The organism is Pseudomonas sp. RIT-PI-S, assembly GCF_025642975.1.
Lineage (GTDB): Bacteria > Pseudomonadota > Gammaproteobacteria > Pseudomonadales > Pseudomonadaceae > Aquipseudomonas.
This window is the reverse complement of record NZ_JANZKJ010000003.1, coordinates 265,353-279,296: the sequence shown is the minus strand read 5'-3', so window position 1 is coordinate 279,296 and position 13,944 is coordinate 265,353. Positions and strand designations below refer to the sequence as shown.

13 protein-coding genes are annotated in these 13,944 nt (G+C 61.0%); 3 read left to right on the top strand and 10 right to left on the bottom strand.

Annotation, left to right across the window (positions count from 1 at the left end; genetic code table 11):
• Window positions 1-118: 118 nt before the first annotated feature.
• Window positions 119-2,317: a polyphosphate kinase 1 gene (gene ppk1 / locus OGL93_RS07310; protein ID WP_263261830.1), complete on the top strand. Its 2,199-nt coding sequence runs from the start codon at window positions 119-121 to the stop codon at window positions 2,315-2,317.
• Here ppk1 and ppx read toward each other — a convergent pair.
• From ppx to OGL93_RS07285, 5 genes are all read right to left on the bottom strand, one after another.
• Entirely contained in the window at window positions 2,304-3,806 is a 1,503-nt protein-coding gene (ppx, locus tag OGL93_RS07305) for an exopolyphosphatase (protein ID WP_263261829.1), read from the bottom strand. The two genes, ppk1 and ppx, sit on opposite strands and share 14 nt — an antisense overlap.
• An 84-nt stretch (window positions 3,807-3,890) precedes the next feature.
• Window positions 3,891-4,622 (bottom strand): amino acid ABC transporter ATP-binding protein, encoded by a 732-nt coding sequence (locus OGL93_RS07300; RefSeq protein WP_263261827.1) that lies wholly within the window; start codon window positions 4,620-4,622, stop codon window positions 3,891-3,893.
• The gene (locus OGL93_RS07295; protein WP_263261954.1) at window positions 4,609-5,259 is read right to left on the bottom strand and encodes an amino acid ABC transporter permease; all 651 of its coding nucleotides are present in this window, start codon (window positions 5,257-5,259) and stop codon (window positions 4,609-4,611) included. The genes OGL93_RS07300 and OGL93_RS07295 overlap by 14 nt, the downstream gene beginning before the upstream one ends.
• A complete protein-coding gene (locus tag OGL93_RS07290) occupies window positions 5,256-5,921 on the bottom strand; it encodes an amino acid ABC transporter permease (RefSeq protein WP_263261826.1) in 666 nt (221 codons plus the stop codon). Before OGL93_RS07290 ends, OGL93_RS07295 begins: the two co-directional genes overlap by 4 nt.
• Before the next feature lie 33 nt (window positions 5,922-5,954).
• Complete coding sequence (locus tag OGL93_RS07285; RefSeq protein ID WP_263261825.1) at window positions 5,955-6,737, bottom strand: transporter substrate-binding domain-containing protein; 783 nt, start codon at window positions 6,735-6,737, stop codon at window positions 5,955-5,957.
• A 307-nt stretch (window positions 6,738-7,044) separates the two neighbouring features.
• Between OGL93_RS07285 and trxA the strand changes: the two genes are divergently transcribed.
• The gene (trxA, locus tag OGL93_RS07280) at window positions 7,045-7,374 is read left to right on the top strand and encodes a thioredoxin TrxA (RefSeq protein ID WP_263261824.1); all 330 of its coding nucleotides are present in this window, start codon (window positions 7,045-7,047) and stop codon (window positions 7,372-7,374) included.
• A gap of 236 nt (window positions 7,375-7,610) precedes the next feature.
• A complete protein-coding gene (gene rho / locus OGL93_RS07275) occupies window positions 7,611-8,870 on the top strand; it encodes a transcription termination factor Rho (protein WP_263261823.1) in 1,260 nt (419 codons plus the stop codon).
• 97 nt (window positions 8,871-8,967) lie between these two features.
• Here the strand turns inward: rho and OGL93_RS07270 are convergent, their stop codons facing one another.
• Genes OGL93_RS07270 through OGL93_RS07250 form a run of 5 tightly spaced genes read right to left on the bottom strand, consistent with a single transcriptional unit; the run spans window position 8,968 to window position 13,939 of the window.
• Window positions 8,968-9,357 carry a tautomerase family protein gene (locus tag OGL93_RS07270; RefSeq protein ID WP_263261822.1) on the bottom strand — a complete coding sequence of 130 codons (390 nt, stop codon included), beginning with the start codon at window positions 9,355-9,357 and terminating at the stop codon, window positions 8,968-8,970.
• Between the two features lie 8 nt (window positions 9,358-9,365).
• The gene (locus tag OGL93_RS07265; protein WP_263261821.1) at window positions 9,366-9,992 is read right to left on the bottom strand and encodes an FMN-binding negative transcriptional regulator; all 627 of its coding nucleotides are present in this window, start codon (window positions 9,990-9,992) and stop codon (window positions 9,366-9,368) included.
• 26 nt (window positions 9,993-10,018) lie between these two features.
• The gene (locus OGL93_RS07260) at window positions 10,019-11,278 is read right to left on the bottom strand and encodes an FAD-dependent oxidoreductase (RefSeq protein ID WP_263261820.1); all 1,260 of its coding nucleotides are present in this window, start codon (window positions 11,276-11,278) and stop codon (window positions 10,019-10,021) included.
• Window positions 11,268-12,572: a SidA/IucD/PvdA family monooxygenase gene (locus OGL93_RS07255; RefSeq protein WP_263261818.1), complete on the bottom strand. Its 1,305-nt coding sequence runs from the start codon at window positions 12,570-12,572 to the stop codon at window positions 11,268-11,270. The genes OGL93_RS07260 and OGL93_RS07255 overlap by 11 nt, the downstream gene beginning before the upstream one ends.
• A complete protein-coding gene (locus tag OGL93_RS07250; RefSeq protein ID WP_263261817.1) occupies window positions 12,569-13,939 on the bottom strand; it encodes a diaminobutyrate--2-oxoglutarate transaminase family protein in 1,371 nt (456 codons plus the stop codon). Before OGL93_RS07250 ends, OGL93_RS07255 begins: the two co-directional genes overlap by 4 nt.
• Window positions 13,940-13,944 lie beyond the last annotated feature (5 nt).

Here is a 13,944-nt window from a genome sequence, read left to right as displayed (position 1 = left end):
ACGGCTCGACCTTGAGTGGCGTGACCTCGCCTCCCGGGCCGGCGTCACTGTGGCTGACCGACCTTGCCGTGCGTGCCGCCCATTGCACCCAGGGCCTCTGGCCCTTCAGGATGTTCAGATGAATAATGAAGCGCTCCCCGATATCGTCGTAGAAGAGGCTCAACCCGTGCTGGAACCCATCCACGAAGTGGTAGCCGAAACGCCGCCGGACGCCCCGCCGGTGCCTGCCGTGGCCATTCCCGGCCTCGACGACGCCGTGCTGTACAGCCACCGCGAGCTGTCGCAGCTGCAATTCAATATCCGCGTGCTCGAACAAGCGCTGGATGAAAGCTATCCCTTGTTGGAGCGGCTGAAGTTCCTGCTGATCTTCTCCAGCAACCTGGATGAGTTCTTCGAGATCCGCGTGGCCGGGCTCAAGAAACAGATCACCTTTGCCCGCGAACAAGCTGGCGCCGATGGGCTGCAGCCGCATCAGGCCCTGGCGCGGATCAGTGAGCTGGTGCATGTGCAGGTCGATCGGCAGTACGCCATTCTCAATGACATCCTGTTACCGGAGCTGGAAAAGCACCAGGTGCGGTTCATTCGGCGGCGGCACTGGACACCCAAGCTCAAGGCCTGGGTGCGGCGGTATTTCCGCGATGAAATAGCACCGATTGTCACGCCCATCGGCCTGGACCCGACCCACCCGTTCCCCCTGCTGGTCAACAAGAGCCTGAACTTCATCGTCGAACTCGAGGGCGTCGATGCCTTCGGTCGCGACTCGGGCTTGGCGATCATTCCAGCACCGCGCCTGTTGCCTAGGGTGATCAAGGTTCCCGAGGACGTGGGCGGGGCCGGTGATAATTTCGTGTTCCTGTCCTCGATGATCCACGCCCATGCCGACGACCTGTTCCAAGGCATGAAGGTCAAGGGTTGCTATCAATTCCGCCTGACCCGCAACGCCGACCTTTCGCTGGATTCCGAAGACGTCGAAGACCTTGCCCGCGCCCTGCGCGGCGAGCTGTTCTCGCGCCGTTATGGCGACGCGGTGCGCCTGGAAGTCGCTGACACCTGCCCCAAACACCTGTCGGACTACCTGCTCAAGCAGTTCAACCTGGCCGAGTCGGAGCTGTACCAGGTCAATGGCCCGGTTAACCTCACGCGCCTGTTCAGCATCACCGGGCTGGATAGCCACCCGGAACTGCAGCACATGCCGTTCACGCCGGCGATTCCCAAGCTGCTGCAGAACGCCGATAACATCTTCAGCGTGATCAGCAAGCAGGACATCCTACTGCTGCACCCCTTCGAGTCGTTCACCCCGGTGATCGACCTGCTGCGCCAGGCCGCGAAGGACCCGCACGTGCTCGCCATCCGGCAAACTTTGTACCGCAGCGGCAGCAACTCGGAGATCGTCGATGCGTTGGTCGATGCGGCGCGCAACGGCAAGGAAGTGACCGCGGTGATCGAGCTGCGCGCTCGCTTCGATGAAGAGTCCAACCTGCAGATGGCCAGCCGCCTACAGGCCGCCGGCGCGGTGGTGATCTATGGCGTTGTCGGGTTCAAGACTCACGCCAAGATGATGCTGATTTTGCGGCGGGAGGGCGGCGAGATCGTCCGCTATGCGCACTTGGGTACTGGGAACTACCACGCCAGCAACGCTCGGCTATATACCGACTACAGCCTGCTGACTTCAGACGACGCGTTGTGCGAGGACGTGGGCAAGCTGTTCACTCAGTTAATCGGCATGGGTAAAACCCTGCGCATGAAGAAACTGCTCCATGCACCTTTCACGCTGAAGAAGGGCATGCTGGACATGATCGCCCGGGAAACCCAGTTCGCGGTGGACGGCAAGCCCGCGCATATCGTGGCCAAGTTCAACGCCCTGACCGACCCCAAGATCATTCGTGCACTCTACAAGGCGAGCCAGGCGGGGGTCCGCATCGACCTGATCGTCCGCGGCATGTGCTGCCTGCGCCCTGGTGTGCCTGGGGTGTCGCACAACATCCATGTGCGCTCGATCATCGGCCGCTTCCTGGAGCACACGCGGATCTTCTACTTCCTAAACGGCGGCGAAGAGCAGCTGTTCCTTTCCAGTGCCGACTGGATGGAGCGCAATCTCGACCGGCGAGTAGAAACCTGCTTCCCGGTCGAAGGCAAGAAGCTGATCACGCGGGTGAAGAAAGAGGTAGAGGCGTACCTGACCGACAATACCCATGCATGGATACTGCAACCGGATGGCACTTACGTGCGCTTGAGCCCGACCGGCAATCAGAACCCACGCAACGCGCAGGCTATCTTGCTCGACCGGCTCAGCAACCAGCCCCTTACCGTACGGTAAGGGTAAAGCCGACCCGGGTCAGCCACTCCGCCTCGAGCGCGAAGTCGGCCTGGGTCAGCGGGTTGTTTTCCAGCCAGCCATCCGGGAAAACTACGTCCAGCGCGTCACCATTGGCATGCAGCTGAACCTGGGGCATCTCCTGGATGCCACGGATGTGGTGGAACAGGATCGCAAAGCGCAACAGCACGCACAGGCGGATCAACTTGCCGCCGTTTTCACCGAACTCGGCGAAGCGCTCCCGGGGAATATTGCGACGATGGCCGCGCACCAGAAGCGCGAGCATGTGCTGATCTTCCCGGGAGAAGCCGGCGAGGTCCGAGTGTTCGATGAGGTAGGCGCCATGCTTGTGGTAGTGATAGTGGGCGATGTCCAGCCCCACTTCATGCACCTTCGCCGCCCAGCTCAGCAGGTCACGCCACACGCCGTCGTCCAGGTCCCAGGACGCGGCTACCTTGTCGAACGCGCTCAGGGCTTTCTCCTCGACCCGCGCGGCTTGGTCCAGGTCCACGTGGTAGCGCTCCATCAGCGAGCTGAGGGTGCGTTCGCGCACATCTTCGTGGCCATGGCGGCCCATCAGATCGTAAAGCACCCCTTCACGCAGAGCGCCTTCGCAGTGGTCCATGCGCTGTAGTTCGAGGGCATCGAAAATCGCTTCGAGGATCGCCAGCCCCGCCGGGAAGATCGCGCGGCGGTCCGGTTTGATGCCTTCGAAGTCGATCTTGTCAGTATCGCCGAGTTTGAACAGTTTGCGCTTGAGCCAGGCCAAGCCTTCGGCATTGACCTCGCCAGAGCCTTGGCCGCCGGCCTTGAGCGCGGCGCCAATGGCGCGGATGGTGCCCGAAGACCCGATAGCCTCGTCCCAACCAAGCCGGCGCAGGGCGTTCTCGATGCTCATGATCTCCAGCCGTGCCGCGGTATAAGCCTGGGCATAGCGGGCCGGGGTAATCTTGCCGTCGCGGAAATAACGTTGGGTAAAGCTCACGCAGCCCATTTGCAGGCTTTCGCGCATCAATGGTTCGAAGCGGTGGCCGATGATGAACTCGGTGCTGCCGCCGCCAATGTCCGTGACCAGTCGCTTGCCGGGAGTGTCCGCTAGGGTGTGGGAGACCCCGAGGTAGATCAAGCGGGCTTCTTCACGGCCGGAAATCACTTCCACCGGATGGCCGAGCAACGCTTCAGCGCGGCGGATGAATTCAGCGCGGTTGCGCGCCTCGCGCAGGGCGTTGGTGCCCACGATGCGCACCGCGCCCAGCGGCAGGCCATTGATCAACTGGGCAAAGCGCTTGAGGCAATCGAGCCCGCGCTGCATGGACTCTTCGTTCAGTTGTCGCTGCTCGTCGATGCCGGCAGCCAGCTGCACTTTCTCGCCGAGACGTTCGAGGATGCGTATCTCACCCTGGTTGGTCTTGGCCACGACCATATGGAAGCTGTTGGACCCCAGGTCGATTGCAGCGATAAGGGACAGATTCGTCGGCTTGAGTGGCGGCATTTTCGAGGTTCTCGGTCGATAACCTGAACATCCTGCCACGATCCGGGCGCTTCGCCAACGTTACCGGCGCCGCACGCCTAGTCGTCAGGCCTCGGCCATACCCAGGAAGTTGGCCAGCTCTGGCGTGCCGGGGGAGGCGAACAGCTGCCGCGGATCGCCGCTTTCGTGTACCCGCCCCTGATGCATGAACACCAGCTTATCGCCTACCTCCCGGGCGAAGCGCATCTCGTGGGTCACCATGATCAGCGTCATACCCTCCCGGGCTAGCTGGCGTACCACGCTGAGCACCTCATTGACCAATTCGGGGTCCAGCGCGGAGGTGATTTCATCGCACAACAGGACCTTGGGCGACATCGCCAAGGCTCTGGCAATCGCCACCCGCTGCTGTTGGCCCCCCGACAGCCGTTCGGGAAAGGCGTCGAATTTCTCGGCCAGGCCAACACGTTCCAGCATGCGCCGGGCCAGGGCTTTCGCTTCATCGACAGGCACCTTGCGCACAACCTGCGGCGCCAGCATCACATTCTCCCCCACGCTCAGGTGAGGGAAGAGGTTGAACTGTTGGAAAACCATGCCCACCGTCTGCCGCAGCGCCCGCAGATCCGCGCGGGCAGCATCCAAGTACTGGCCGTCTACCTCGATCACGCCGTCGTTGATCGTTTCCAGGCCATTGAGCGTGCGCAGCAGTGTGCTCTTGCCCGAGCCACTGCGGCCGATGATCGCCACCACCTGGCCCTCTTCCACGCTCAGGTCGATGCCTTTGAGCACGTGATGGTCGCCGTAGTACTTGTGCAGGGCGGTCACTCTAAGCAGCGGCATGCAGCCTCCTTTCTAGATAACGGGCGAACAACGAGAGGGGGTAGCACAGGCAGAAGTAGCCAAGGGCGACCAGGCCATAGACCAGAAACGGTTCGAAGGTCGCGTTGGCCAGCATGCTGCCGGTCTTGGTCAGCTCGGTGAAGCCGATGATCGAAGTCACCGCGGTGCCTTTGACGACTTGCACCGAAAACCCCACCGTTGGGGCCACGGCGATGCGCAACGCCTGCGGCAGAATCACATGGCGCAGCTGTTCATAGCGGGTGAGGGCAAGGCTTGCGGACGCTTCCCACTGGCCTTCGGGGATTGCCTCCACGCAGCCGCGCCAGATCTCCGCAAGATAGGCTGCGGTAAATAACGTGAGTGCGATGGCCGCGGCCAGCCACGGGGAAATGTCCGCGCCCAGCAGCGCTACCCCAAAGAACACCAGAAACAGCTGCATCAGCAGCGGCGTGCCTTGGAACAGTTCGATAAACACCTTCGCCAGCCCTTGGGGCAGGCTGCGCGTGGATACCCGCGCCAGGAGCACCAGCCAGCCCAGCGCACCGCCGCCGAGGAAAGCCAGCAGTGACAGCAGCAGGCTCCACTGCAACCCACTGAGTAGGTTACGGACGATATCCCAGAGGGTGAAGTCCATCAGCGCGCCCCTCGAAACAAACGGCGGCCGATCCAGGTCAGCGCCCAACGTACCGCTATGGCCATCAGCAGATAAAGCAGCGTGGTCAGCAGGTAGGTTTCGAATGCCCGGAAATTGCGGGACTGGATAAAGTTGGCAGCGAAGCTCAGTTCCTCTGTGGCGATCTGCGAGCACACCGCCGAGCCCAGCATCACAATAATGATCTGGCTGCTTAATGCCGGCCATACCTTGGCGAGCGCTGGCCGCAGCACCACGTGGCAGAATGCTTCGGCGCGGCTCATGGCGAGAGCCGCGGCCGCTTCCAGCTGGCCATTGGGGATAGCTTGAATGCCGGCACGGATGATCTCAGTGCTATAGGCCCCGAGATTGATCACCATCGCCAATACCGCGGCTTGCCATTCGCTGAGTTGGACACCGAGCGAAGGCAGGCCGAAGAAAATGAAAAACAGCTGCACAAGAAATGGGGTATTGCGGACCAGCTCCACATAAACCGTGAATATTCCTGCCAGCGGGCGCAATGCCCAGGCCCGGGCTACGCCACCCACTATGCCAAGAGCGAGCCCCAGCAGGGCTCCTGTGGCAGTGAGCGCCAAGGTAAAGCAGGCGCCTCGCAGCAGCAGGGGCGCCGCCTGGAGCACCGGGGTGAAGTCGAAGTGGTAGGCCATTGCTGCATCCTTGATCGGGCGTTGCGGCAAGCCTCAAAGGTCTGTCGGCAGCGGCTGCTTCAACCACGTCATGGCGTTCTTGCCGAGGCTGCCATCTGCCTTTGCCGCCGCGATGATCTCGTTGACCTTGGCCAGCAGCGCAGGCTCGTTCTTGTTCAAGCCCACATAGACAGGGGAATCTTTGAGCTTGAACTTCAGCGTCGGCAGACGCTTGGGATTGTGCTCGGAGATGGCGGTCATCACCACGTTGCCGCTGGCGATCAAGTCGGTCTGCCCGGCGAGGTAGGCGGCAATGGTCGAGTTGTTGTCCTCGAAGCGCTTGATCGTTACCCCTTCAGGCGCAACCTTGCTCAGTTCGATATCTTCGATCGCTCCGCGGGTGACGCTGATCGTCTTTCCATTAAGGTCTTGGGGGCCGGCGATCACTGTTTCAGGCGGGCCGAACACGGCCAGGTAAAAGGGGGCATAAGCGCTAGAGAAGTCGATCACCTGTTCGCGCTCGGGGTTCTTGCCCAGGCTCGAGATCACCAGGTCTACCTTGCCGGTGGTCAGGAATGGGATGCGGTTGGTGCTGTTGACTGGCGTCAGCTCCAGCTTGAGGTTCAGGCGCTGGGCCAACAGCTGCGCCGTGTCGATATCCAACCCGCGCGGCTTGAGGTCAGGGCCCACGGAGCCGAAAGGCGGAAAATCCTGCGGCACGGCGACACGCAGGGTGCCACGTTGGGTGATGTCGCTGAGCGCATCGGCATTGGCGGGTTGTATGAGCGAAGCAGCCATTAGCGTAGCGGTCAGTAGGGCAACACAACGTTTCAGCATGAGGCGCTCCAATGTAGGCCAAGGTTGCAACGCTGTGCACGGGCCATGCCATCCGCCCTCAGGCACCCGAGGTTGCGGCATATTGGGCCGATAAGGGCTTTGTAGCGGTTGCGTATACCTCGCTCGCGCCCTGTTCCGGGGCCTGGTAATGCACTGTCTATGAGCTTCAGTGCATTTTTCGTCTGTCGCTTGGTCATATGAAAAATGGTACAGCGCCATAGCTAGACTCAATGGCCCTACGCTTCCGGTTATAAACGCGGAACGTTATGATGGGCGCAATTTTTCAAGTTTCGACCGGGAGATGTTCATGAGCAGCGAAAAGATCAAACATGTGACTGACGCGAGCTTCGAAGCTGATGTGCTTAAGGCGCAAGGCCCGGTGCTGGTGGATTACTGGGCCGAATGGTGCGGCCCCTGCAAGATGATCGCTCCAGTGCTGGATGAAATTGCCAATACCTACGACGGCAAACTCACCATCGCCAAGCTCAATATCGACGAAAACCAGGAAACCCCCGCCAAGCACAACGTGCGTGGCATTCCTACGCTGATGCTGTTCAAGAATGGCAATGTCGAGGCTACCAAGGTAGGCGCACTGTCGAAGTCCCAGCTGCAAGCTTTCCTTGACGCCAATATCTGATTGTCAAAGTCGCGTTTCAAAGCCCCGCATTTAGCGGGGTTTTTTATTTTTACCGACTAGACGGCCCTGTGCTCAGGTGTTAAATTCGGCCTCGCACTGGCCTCTCCGGTGCCCCCTGCAAGTCGTCGCCGACGCATTCCAATTCGAATTTGTGCGCGATCCTATCGCCTCCTCCCGGCGCGGCCTCTCTAAGCCCAAATGCTTATTCCCTCCATACAGAACACGTCATTCCCTCTATGAACCTGACTGAACTCAAGCAAAAGCCGATCACCGACCTGCTCGAAATGGCCGAACAGATGGGCATCGAAAACATGGCCCGCTCGCGCAAGCAGGATGTGATTTTCTCCCTGCTGAAGAAGCACGCGAAAAGCGGCGAGGAAATCTCTGGGGACGGCGTGCTGGAGATCCTCCAGGACGGTTTCGGCTTCCTGCGCTCCGCCGATGCTTCCTATCTGGCCGGCCCGGATGACATCTACGTCTCCCCGAGCCAGATCCGCCGGTTCAACCTGCGCACCGGCGACACCATCGTGGGCAAGATTCGCCCACCGAAGGAAGGCGAGCGTTACTTCGCCCTGCTCAAGGTCGACACCATCAACTACGACCGGCCGGAAAACGCGAAGAACAAGATTCTCTTCGAAAACCTGACGCCGCTGTTCCCGAACAAGCGCCTGAAGATGGAAGCCGGCAACGGTTCCACCGAAGACCTCACCGGTCGTGTCATCGACCTGTGCGCCCCGATCGGCAAAGGCCAGCGTGGCCTGATCGTCGCCCCGCCGAAAGCGGGCAAGACCATCATGCTGCAGAACATCGCCGCGAACATCACCCGTAACAACCCCGAGTGCCACCTGATCGTTCTGTTGATCGACGAGCGTCCGGAAGAAGTGACCGAAATGCAGCGTACCGTGCGCGGCGAAGTGGTCGCCTCTACCTTCGACGAGCCGCCAACCCGTCACGTGCAAGTGGCTGAAATGGTCATCGAGAAGGCCAAACGCCTGGTCGAGCACAAGAAGGACGTGGTCATCCTGCTCGACTCCATCACCCGGCTGGCCCGTGCCTACAACACCGTGATCCCGAGCTCCGGCAAGGTACTCACCGGTGGTGTGGACGCCCATGCGCTGGAAAAGCCCAAGCGCTTCTTCGGTGCCGCTCGGAACATCGAGGAAGGTGGTTCGCTGACCATCATCGCTACCGCACTGGTGGAAACCGGTTCGAAGATGGACGAAGTCATCTACGAAGAATTCAAGGGCACTGGCAACATGGAGCTGCCCCTGGACCGTCGCATCGCTGAGAAGCGTGTATTCCCAGCCATCAACATCAACCGCTCCGGCACCCGCCGCGAAGAGTTGCTGACGGCCGACGATGAGCTGCAGCGGATGTGGATTCTGCGCAAGTTGCTGCACCCGATGGACGAAATCGCCGCCATCGAATTCCTGGTGGACAAACTCAAGCAGACCAAGACCAACGACGAGTTCTTCTTGTCGATGAAGCGCAAGTAAGTTTCGCTTCCGATGCATCAACGGCGCCTTCGGGCGCCGTTTTATTTAAAGCCAGTGGCTGCCCAGCCTGCGAATGGGATGCCCCGTTCTGCTTCTTTCAGATATCGATCGCATAACCGAAGTCGATCTCGCACGCCGGCTGGCCACCGCGCATGCCCCAGTTTTCGGCGTCATGCTCCTTGAGCAGGATCAGCACAGACGTTGCCGAGATGCGAAGCTGCTCCGACAGCGCTTGGCTGATGGCTTGATAAAGTTGGCGCTTGGTTTCGAGTTTTCGGCCTTTGAAGACTGTGATTTCCACTTGTATAAATTCGTCGCGGTCTCCTGGGGCACGAAAATCCTGCGGATCATATGTGTGATAGCGTGCTTGTAACTCCTCATCGCTGACCTTGAACACCTCTCTTAAGCAGCGGTAAACCGTCTCGGTCACGGCGTGGCGCGTCGCGGCATCGCGGCGTACCGGGTCTTCTATTCGGACAATGGGCATGGCAGGCCTCAGTGGGATAGGGGGGTGAAAGCTGCGGATAGCAGGTCGGCCATCAAGGCGTGGTGTTTTTCCAGGCGCTGAGACTGCAACCATTCCAGCGCGGATAGCGCGTCTTGGGCTGTTTTGTCCTGTGAGAGCTTGAACCGCCCCTCTGTGGTTTGTGGATGGACGCTTAAGCCGAGGATATGAGAGAGGTTGGCGACCACTCTGGGGTCTGCAGAATCGACTTGATAGTCTGCTTCATCCGTTGCCAGGCGCTGGGCAGTTCGCCGCAAAATCTCAAGGTTGCGGCTGGCCTCAGCAGATACCCGAACCTGCGCCTGCATGTGCACGGCCAGATAATTCCAGGTCGGCAACTGGGCACTAACGTACCCTTTTGGCGGGATATAAGCAGATGGCCCCATGAAGATGATCTGGCAATCCAACACCGATATTCCTCGAAACTGGGGGTTGTTGCCGTCCACGTGACCGAACAACGAACCGTCTGCGTCGCGTAACAGAGGTATATGGCTGGAGAAGAACCGGCCCTCTACCTGGGACGTAAGCGTGGCCAGGGGAAATGCATCGATAAAGCGATCGATCAGCTCCGGGGCGCTGGAGCGGTACTGCGAATAATGAAAGGGGCAGGCGCTCATGGCGGATCCTCATGCAATTAACGTCTTCAAGAAGTGGCCAACGTTCGCTGTTGTTTGTGACGGTCCCGGGCAATGACCATCTGAGCCAGCCACGCCAGTACGCTTCCCTGTTGCCAACGTGCGCCGCTGGAAAGCGGCACATGCCGCCCCGTTAGCCCGCATAGGCGGTCGATCAAGGCTTGACCCATCATCACCGAGAGCGCAATGCCACGGCCGTTGCAGCCGCTCCAGCTAATGATCCGCTCATCCTCGTAATGAACGCTGGGCATGCCATTGGCCGTGAGGCCGACCCAGCCCGCCCACTGCCGGTTTGCCGCCTCGGGCCTGTAGCCATACAAGTGCTCTATCCGGGCCTGTAACAACTCAGTGCATGCGCGGGCCGAGCGTTGCAAGGGCAAGGCAAAACAGCCGGTCAATACGGTGTGGGTATCGAGCCGGCGGGCAAACCACATATCTTTGTTGTTATCGGAAAAGGGTAAAAACCCAGTTGTGCCATGGGCTGTGAAGGTGGCCAGCGCCAACGGGATCGGCCCCACCGCGCGCCGAGTCGAGCGGCTAGCGCCTATGCCATAGGCATTGCCCGCAATGAGGACCCTGCCCGCACGGAGCTGGCCCGCGGGCGTATCGACGGTAATACCGCGGTCGCTGGGTTTAAGCTGGGTCACCCGGCAGTGCTCGATGATCGAGCCGCCCTGGTGGTAAATCACATTTGCCAGCTGTTGAACCAACGCCAGAGGGTCGATCGCGCCGCCGCCTGGAAAATGTACGCCACTGGTATACCGGGCCGTGCCAATCGCGTGCTCCAGGGAATCGCTTTCGAGCTGCTCGGCCTCTACGCCGAGGCGTTGCCACCCCTGGATCAAGGCGCTGATGTCTCGGGTTGGCGGCTGTGCCAAAGGCTGCACCCAACCGCGCACCGTGCTTTCCGGCCGCGCCATCGCAAAAACATGGTTCACGGTTTGCTGCAACGCCGCGATCAGTGCCGGTGCGGCGCCCCCCAGCAAGTGACGCAGCGAGTCGGGTGTATGCCGGGCCGGCACTGGCACCACGAACCCCGAGTTGCGGCCACTGGCGCCGCCGCCTACTTCACCGGCCTCTAATACGGTGACCGATAAACCTGCTTCCAATGCCCTCTGCGCGGCAGCCAGGCCGCTGAGCCCAGCACCAATGATCACGACGTCGCTTTCAAGTGGCAGTGGCGCGGCATACACCCGCCGGCACGCTATGCGAGCCTGCCAGTAGGACGGCGCCGCGAGGAGTTCACGCAAGCCGCGCCTATGCATCATGTCGGTGCTCCGAGGCGGCGAGCTGCGCGGCGAGCGATTCGACGATGGCCTTCGAGCGCAGTGCCAGGAGGCTGAACGACCCAGCGTCCCCCATCCCGTGGGAAGACTCACACAAGCCGTTGAGATAGACCGGTACCCCGTTGGCCAGGTCTATTTGGTAATCGCGCCCGATGGCGAGCTCGCCGCGATGCTGTTCGCCCACCAGTGGTGCCAGCAAGGGCGGGAAGGGCTCTTGCCGATCCCCTTGGCCCAGGTCGAGAAAGCCGGTGGCCAGAATGACCAGGTCGAAGCTTTGCCGATGGTGGCTGCCTTCGAGGTAGTGACGGCTTTCTATCTCTACCCCAGAGGGTGATGGCCGACAGGCTTGGATTTCCTCGCAGGTGCGCAGCTGTAGCCGGCTTTCACCCAGTAACGACTGCTCGTAACGCCGTACGTACAGCTGGTTGAGCACGTCGATGTCGGCGGCCGAGTAATTGGTGTGTACCAGCTCCCGACGCAGGCGTGCCTTGTGCTCGGGGCTTGCGCGGTAAAAGGTATCGACGAACGCGGGGAAATAAACCTCATCGGAGAACGGGCTGGTGTCTTTCTGCCGATAGCCAAAGTTGCGGGTGAATCCCACCACGTCGCGCACGCCAGATTGCTCGCTGGCATGGAGCACAATTTCAACGGCGCTCTGGCTACCGCCAATCACTGCGACTCGGCACTGGCCCGCCGTTGCCGCCACGCTTTCAGCCAATGCCGGCAGGTAGTCGTTGAGGTGCCGCACGCGTGGGTCGGCCAAGCCGTCGAAGGGCGCCGGAATATGAGGCGTGCGGCCTGGCGCGAGAATCAGTGCGCGGGCCAAGCGAACTCGGCCATCGGCACACGTTACTTTGTAGTGGCTCTCCATGCCTTCGCTGGGCTGGACCAGTTCCACCGCTTTTGCTTCACAGCCATAGCTCACACGGTCGGAAAACAGGCCCGCCACCCAGCTTACGTATTGGGCGTACTCCGCGCGTAACGGGTAATGCAGCGGTAGGTTCAAATGCTCGTAAAGCCGGCCCTGCTCGAACAGAAAGTTGGTGAAGCTGTAGCGGCTACGCGGGTTGCGCGGCGTAACGAGGTCGCGCAATGGGTGGTTCTGGATGTCCGAACCGGGCAGCAGCATGTTGGGTTGCCAGAAGGGCCCCAAGCGCTTTTCCAGGAACGCAACGCTCAAGTGCGGCGCCAGTTCTTCGAGGGCGATTGCCACCGCCAGGTTGGCTGGGCCAAAGCCAATGCCCAACACGTCGACCATGGGAGTAAGGGCGCTCATGCCTGCGCCTCCAGGGCTTCAGCCAATGGGAGGGCCAACAGATGCTGCCGCTCGAGGGCACGGCCCAGGCGTTGGAGTATTTGCTCGACCTGCGCATGAGTCACAACCAGGGGTGGCAAGAATCGCAGTACGGCGCCATGACGGCCGCCTGTTTCGATCAGCAGCCCTTCTTCGAGACACGCCCGTTTTACCCTGCTGGCAAGCTCGCCCGCTGCGAGCCGGTGGCCCTGGGCATCTAGTTTGCCATCCGGGTCTACCAGCTCCATTCCCAGCATCAGGCCGCGGCCGCGAACGTCGCCGATACAGGCGTGGGTTTGCTGGAGCCGTAGCAATCCCTCACGCAATTGGTTCCCCACTGCGCGCACATGGGCGAGCAGATCTTCTTCGCCGATGAACTCAAGGGTCGCCGCGCCACTGACCAGCGCAATCTGATTGCCCCGGAAGGTGCCCGCATGCGCGCCGGGCTTCCACAGGTCGTACTGGTCCTGATAAAGCAGGACGGAGAGGGGGTAGCCACCGCCGATGGCTTTCGATAACAAGATAGCGTCTGGCGTGATGCCGGCATGCTCGAAGGCGAACATATCGCCGCTGCGGCCAATGCCACTCTGAATCTCATCGATCACCAACGGTACCTGGTGGCGCGTGGTGATTTCCCGCACTCGGCGTAGCCAATGGGCGCTCGCGGGGATGCAGCCGCCTTCGCCCTGGATGGCCTCGAGCAGCACCATGGCAGGCTTGCCAACTCCGCTTTCGGGATCACTGAGCAGGTTTTCCAGGCAAGCGAGACTCAGCCGGTCGGTCTCCTCGGCACTCGTACCCGCACCGAAAGGGCTGCGGAACGCATACGGGTAGGGCAAGAAGTGCACTTCTCCAGGCAGGCCGCTGATCGCTTGCTTGGGCGCCAGGTTACCCATCATGCCCAACGTGGCGTGGGTCATGCCGTGATAGGCGCCCTGAAACACAACGACGGGACGGCGCCCCGTGGCGGTCTTGAAGAGTTTGAGCGCCGCCTCGGCGGCGTCCGCGCCGGTTGGGCCGCATAACTGAAACTTGGCCCGGGCAGCGAAGGCTGCCGGTAGCGCTTGGTACAGCGCCTCTACGAACCGCACCTTGGCGGGCGTTGCGATATCCAGGGCTTGTTGCAACTGCCCGGACTCCAAAAAGGCGATGACCCGGTCACGAATGAAAGTGTGGTTGTGGCCCAGGGGCAGTGCGCCAGCGCAGGCTAGGCAATCTAAATAGTGTCGGCCGTCGCTATCGATCACTTCGGCGCCATTGCCGTGGCTCAATACTTTGGGAATGTTTCTGGCGTAGGTGCGAGCGCTGGATTCGCGATCCGCCAGCATTTGTAGGGGGTTCAGGGTCATGGGAC

Coding starts and splice junctions, on each gene's coding strand:
- ppx (WP_263261829.1), bottom strand. CDS start 3,806: ATGCCGCCACTCAAGCCGACGAATCTGTCCCTTATCGCTGCAATCGAC.
- OGL93_RS07260 (WP_263261820.1), bottom strand. CDS start 11,278: ATGATGCATAGGCGCGGCTTGCGTGAACTCCTCGCGGCGCCGTCCTAC.
- ppk1 (WP_263261830.1), top strand. CDS start 119: ATGAATAATGAAGCGCTCCCCGATATCGTCGTAGAAGAGGCTCAACCC.
- OGL93_RS07270 (WP_263261822.1), bottom strand. CDS start 9,357: ATGCCCATTGTCCGAATAGAAGACCCGGTACGCCGCGATGCCGCGACG.
- OGL93_RS07285 (WP_263261825.1), bottom strand. CDS start 6,737: ATGCTGAAACGTTGTGTTGCCCTACTGACCGCTACGCTAATGGCTGCT.
- OGL93_RS07290 (WP_263261826.1), bottom strand. CDS start 5,921: ATGGCCTACCACTTCGACTTCACCCCGGTGCTCCAGGCGGCGCCCCTG.
- OGL93_RS07300 (WP_263261827.1), bottom strand. CDS start 4,622: ATGCCGCTGCTTAGAGTGACCGCCCTGCACAAGTACTACGGCGACCAT.
- OGL93_RS07255 (WP_263261818.1), bottom strand. CDS start 12,572: ATGAGCGCCCTTACTCCCATGGTCGACGTGTTGGGCATTGGCTTTGGC.
- OGL93_RS07265 (WP_263261821.1), bottom strand. CDS start 9,992: ATGAGCGCCTGCCCCTTTCATTATTCGCAGTACCGCTCCAGCGCCCCG.
- OGL93_RS07250 (WP_263261817.1), bottom strand. CDS start 13,939: ATGACCCTGAACCCCCTACAAATGCTGGCGGATCGCGAATCCAGCGCT.
- trxA (WP_263261824.1), top strand. CDS start 7,045: ATGAGCAGCGAAAAGATCAAACATGTGACTGACGCGAGCTTCGAAGCT.
- rho (WP_263261823.1), top strand. CDS start 7,611: ATGAACCTGACTGAACTCAAGCAAAAGCCGATCACCGACCTGCTCGAA.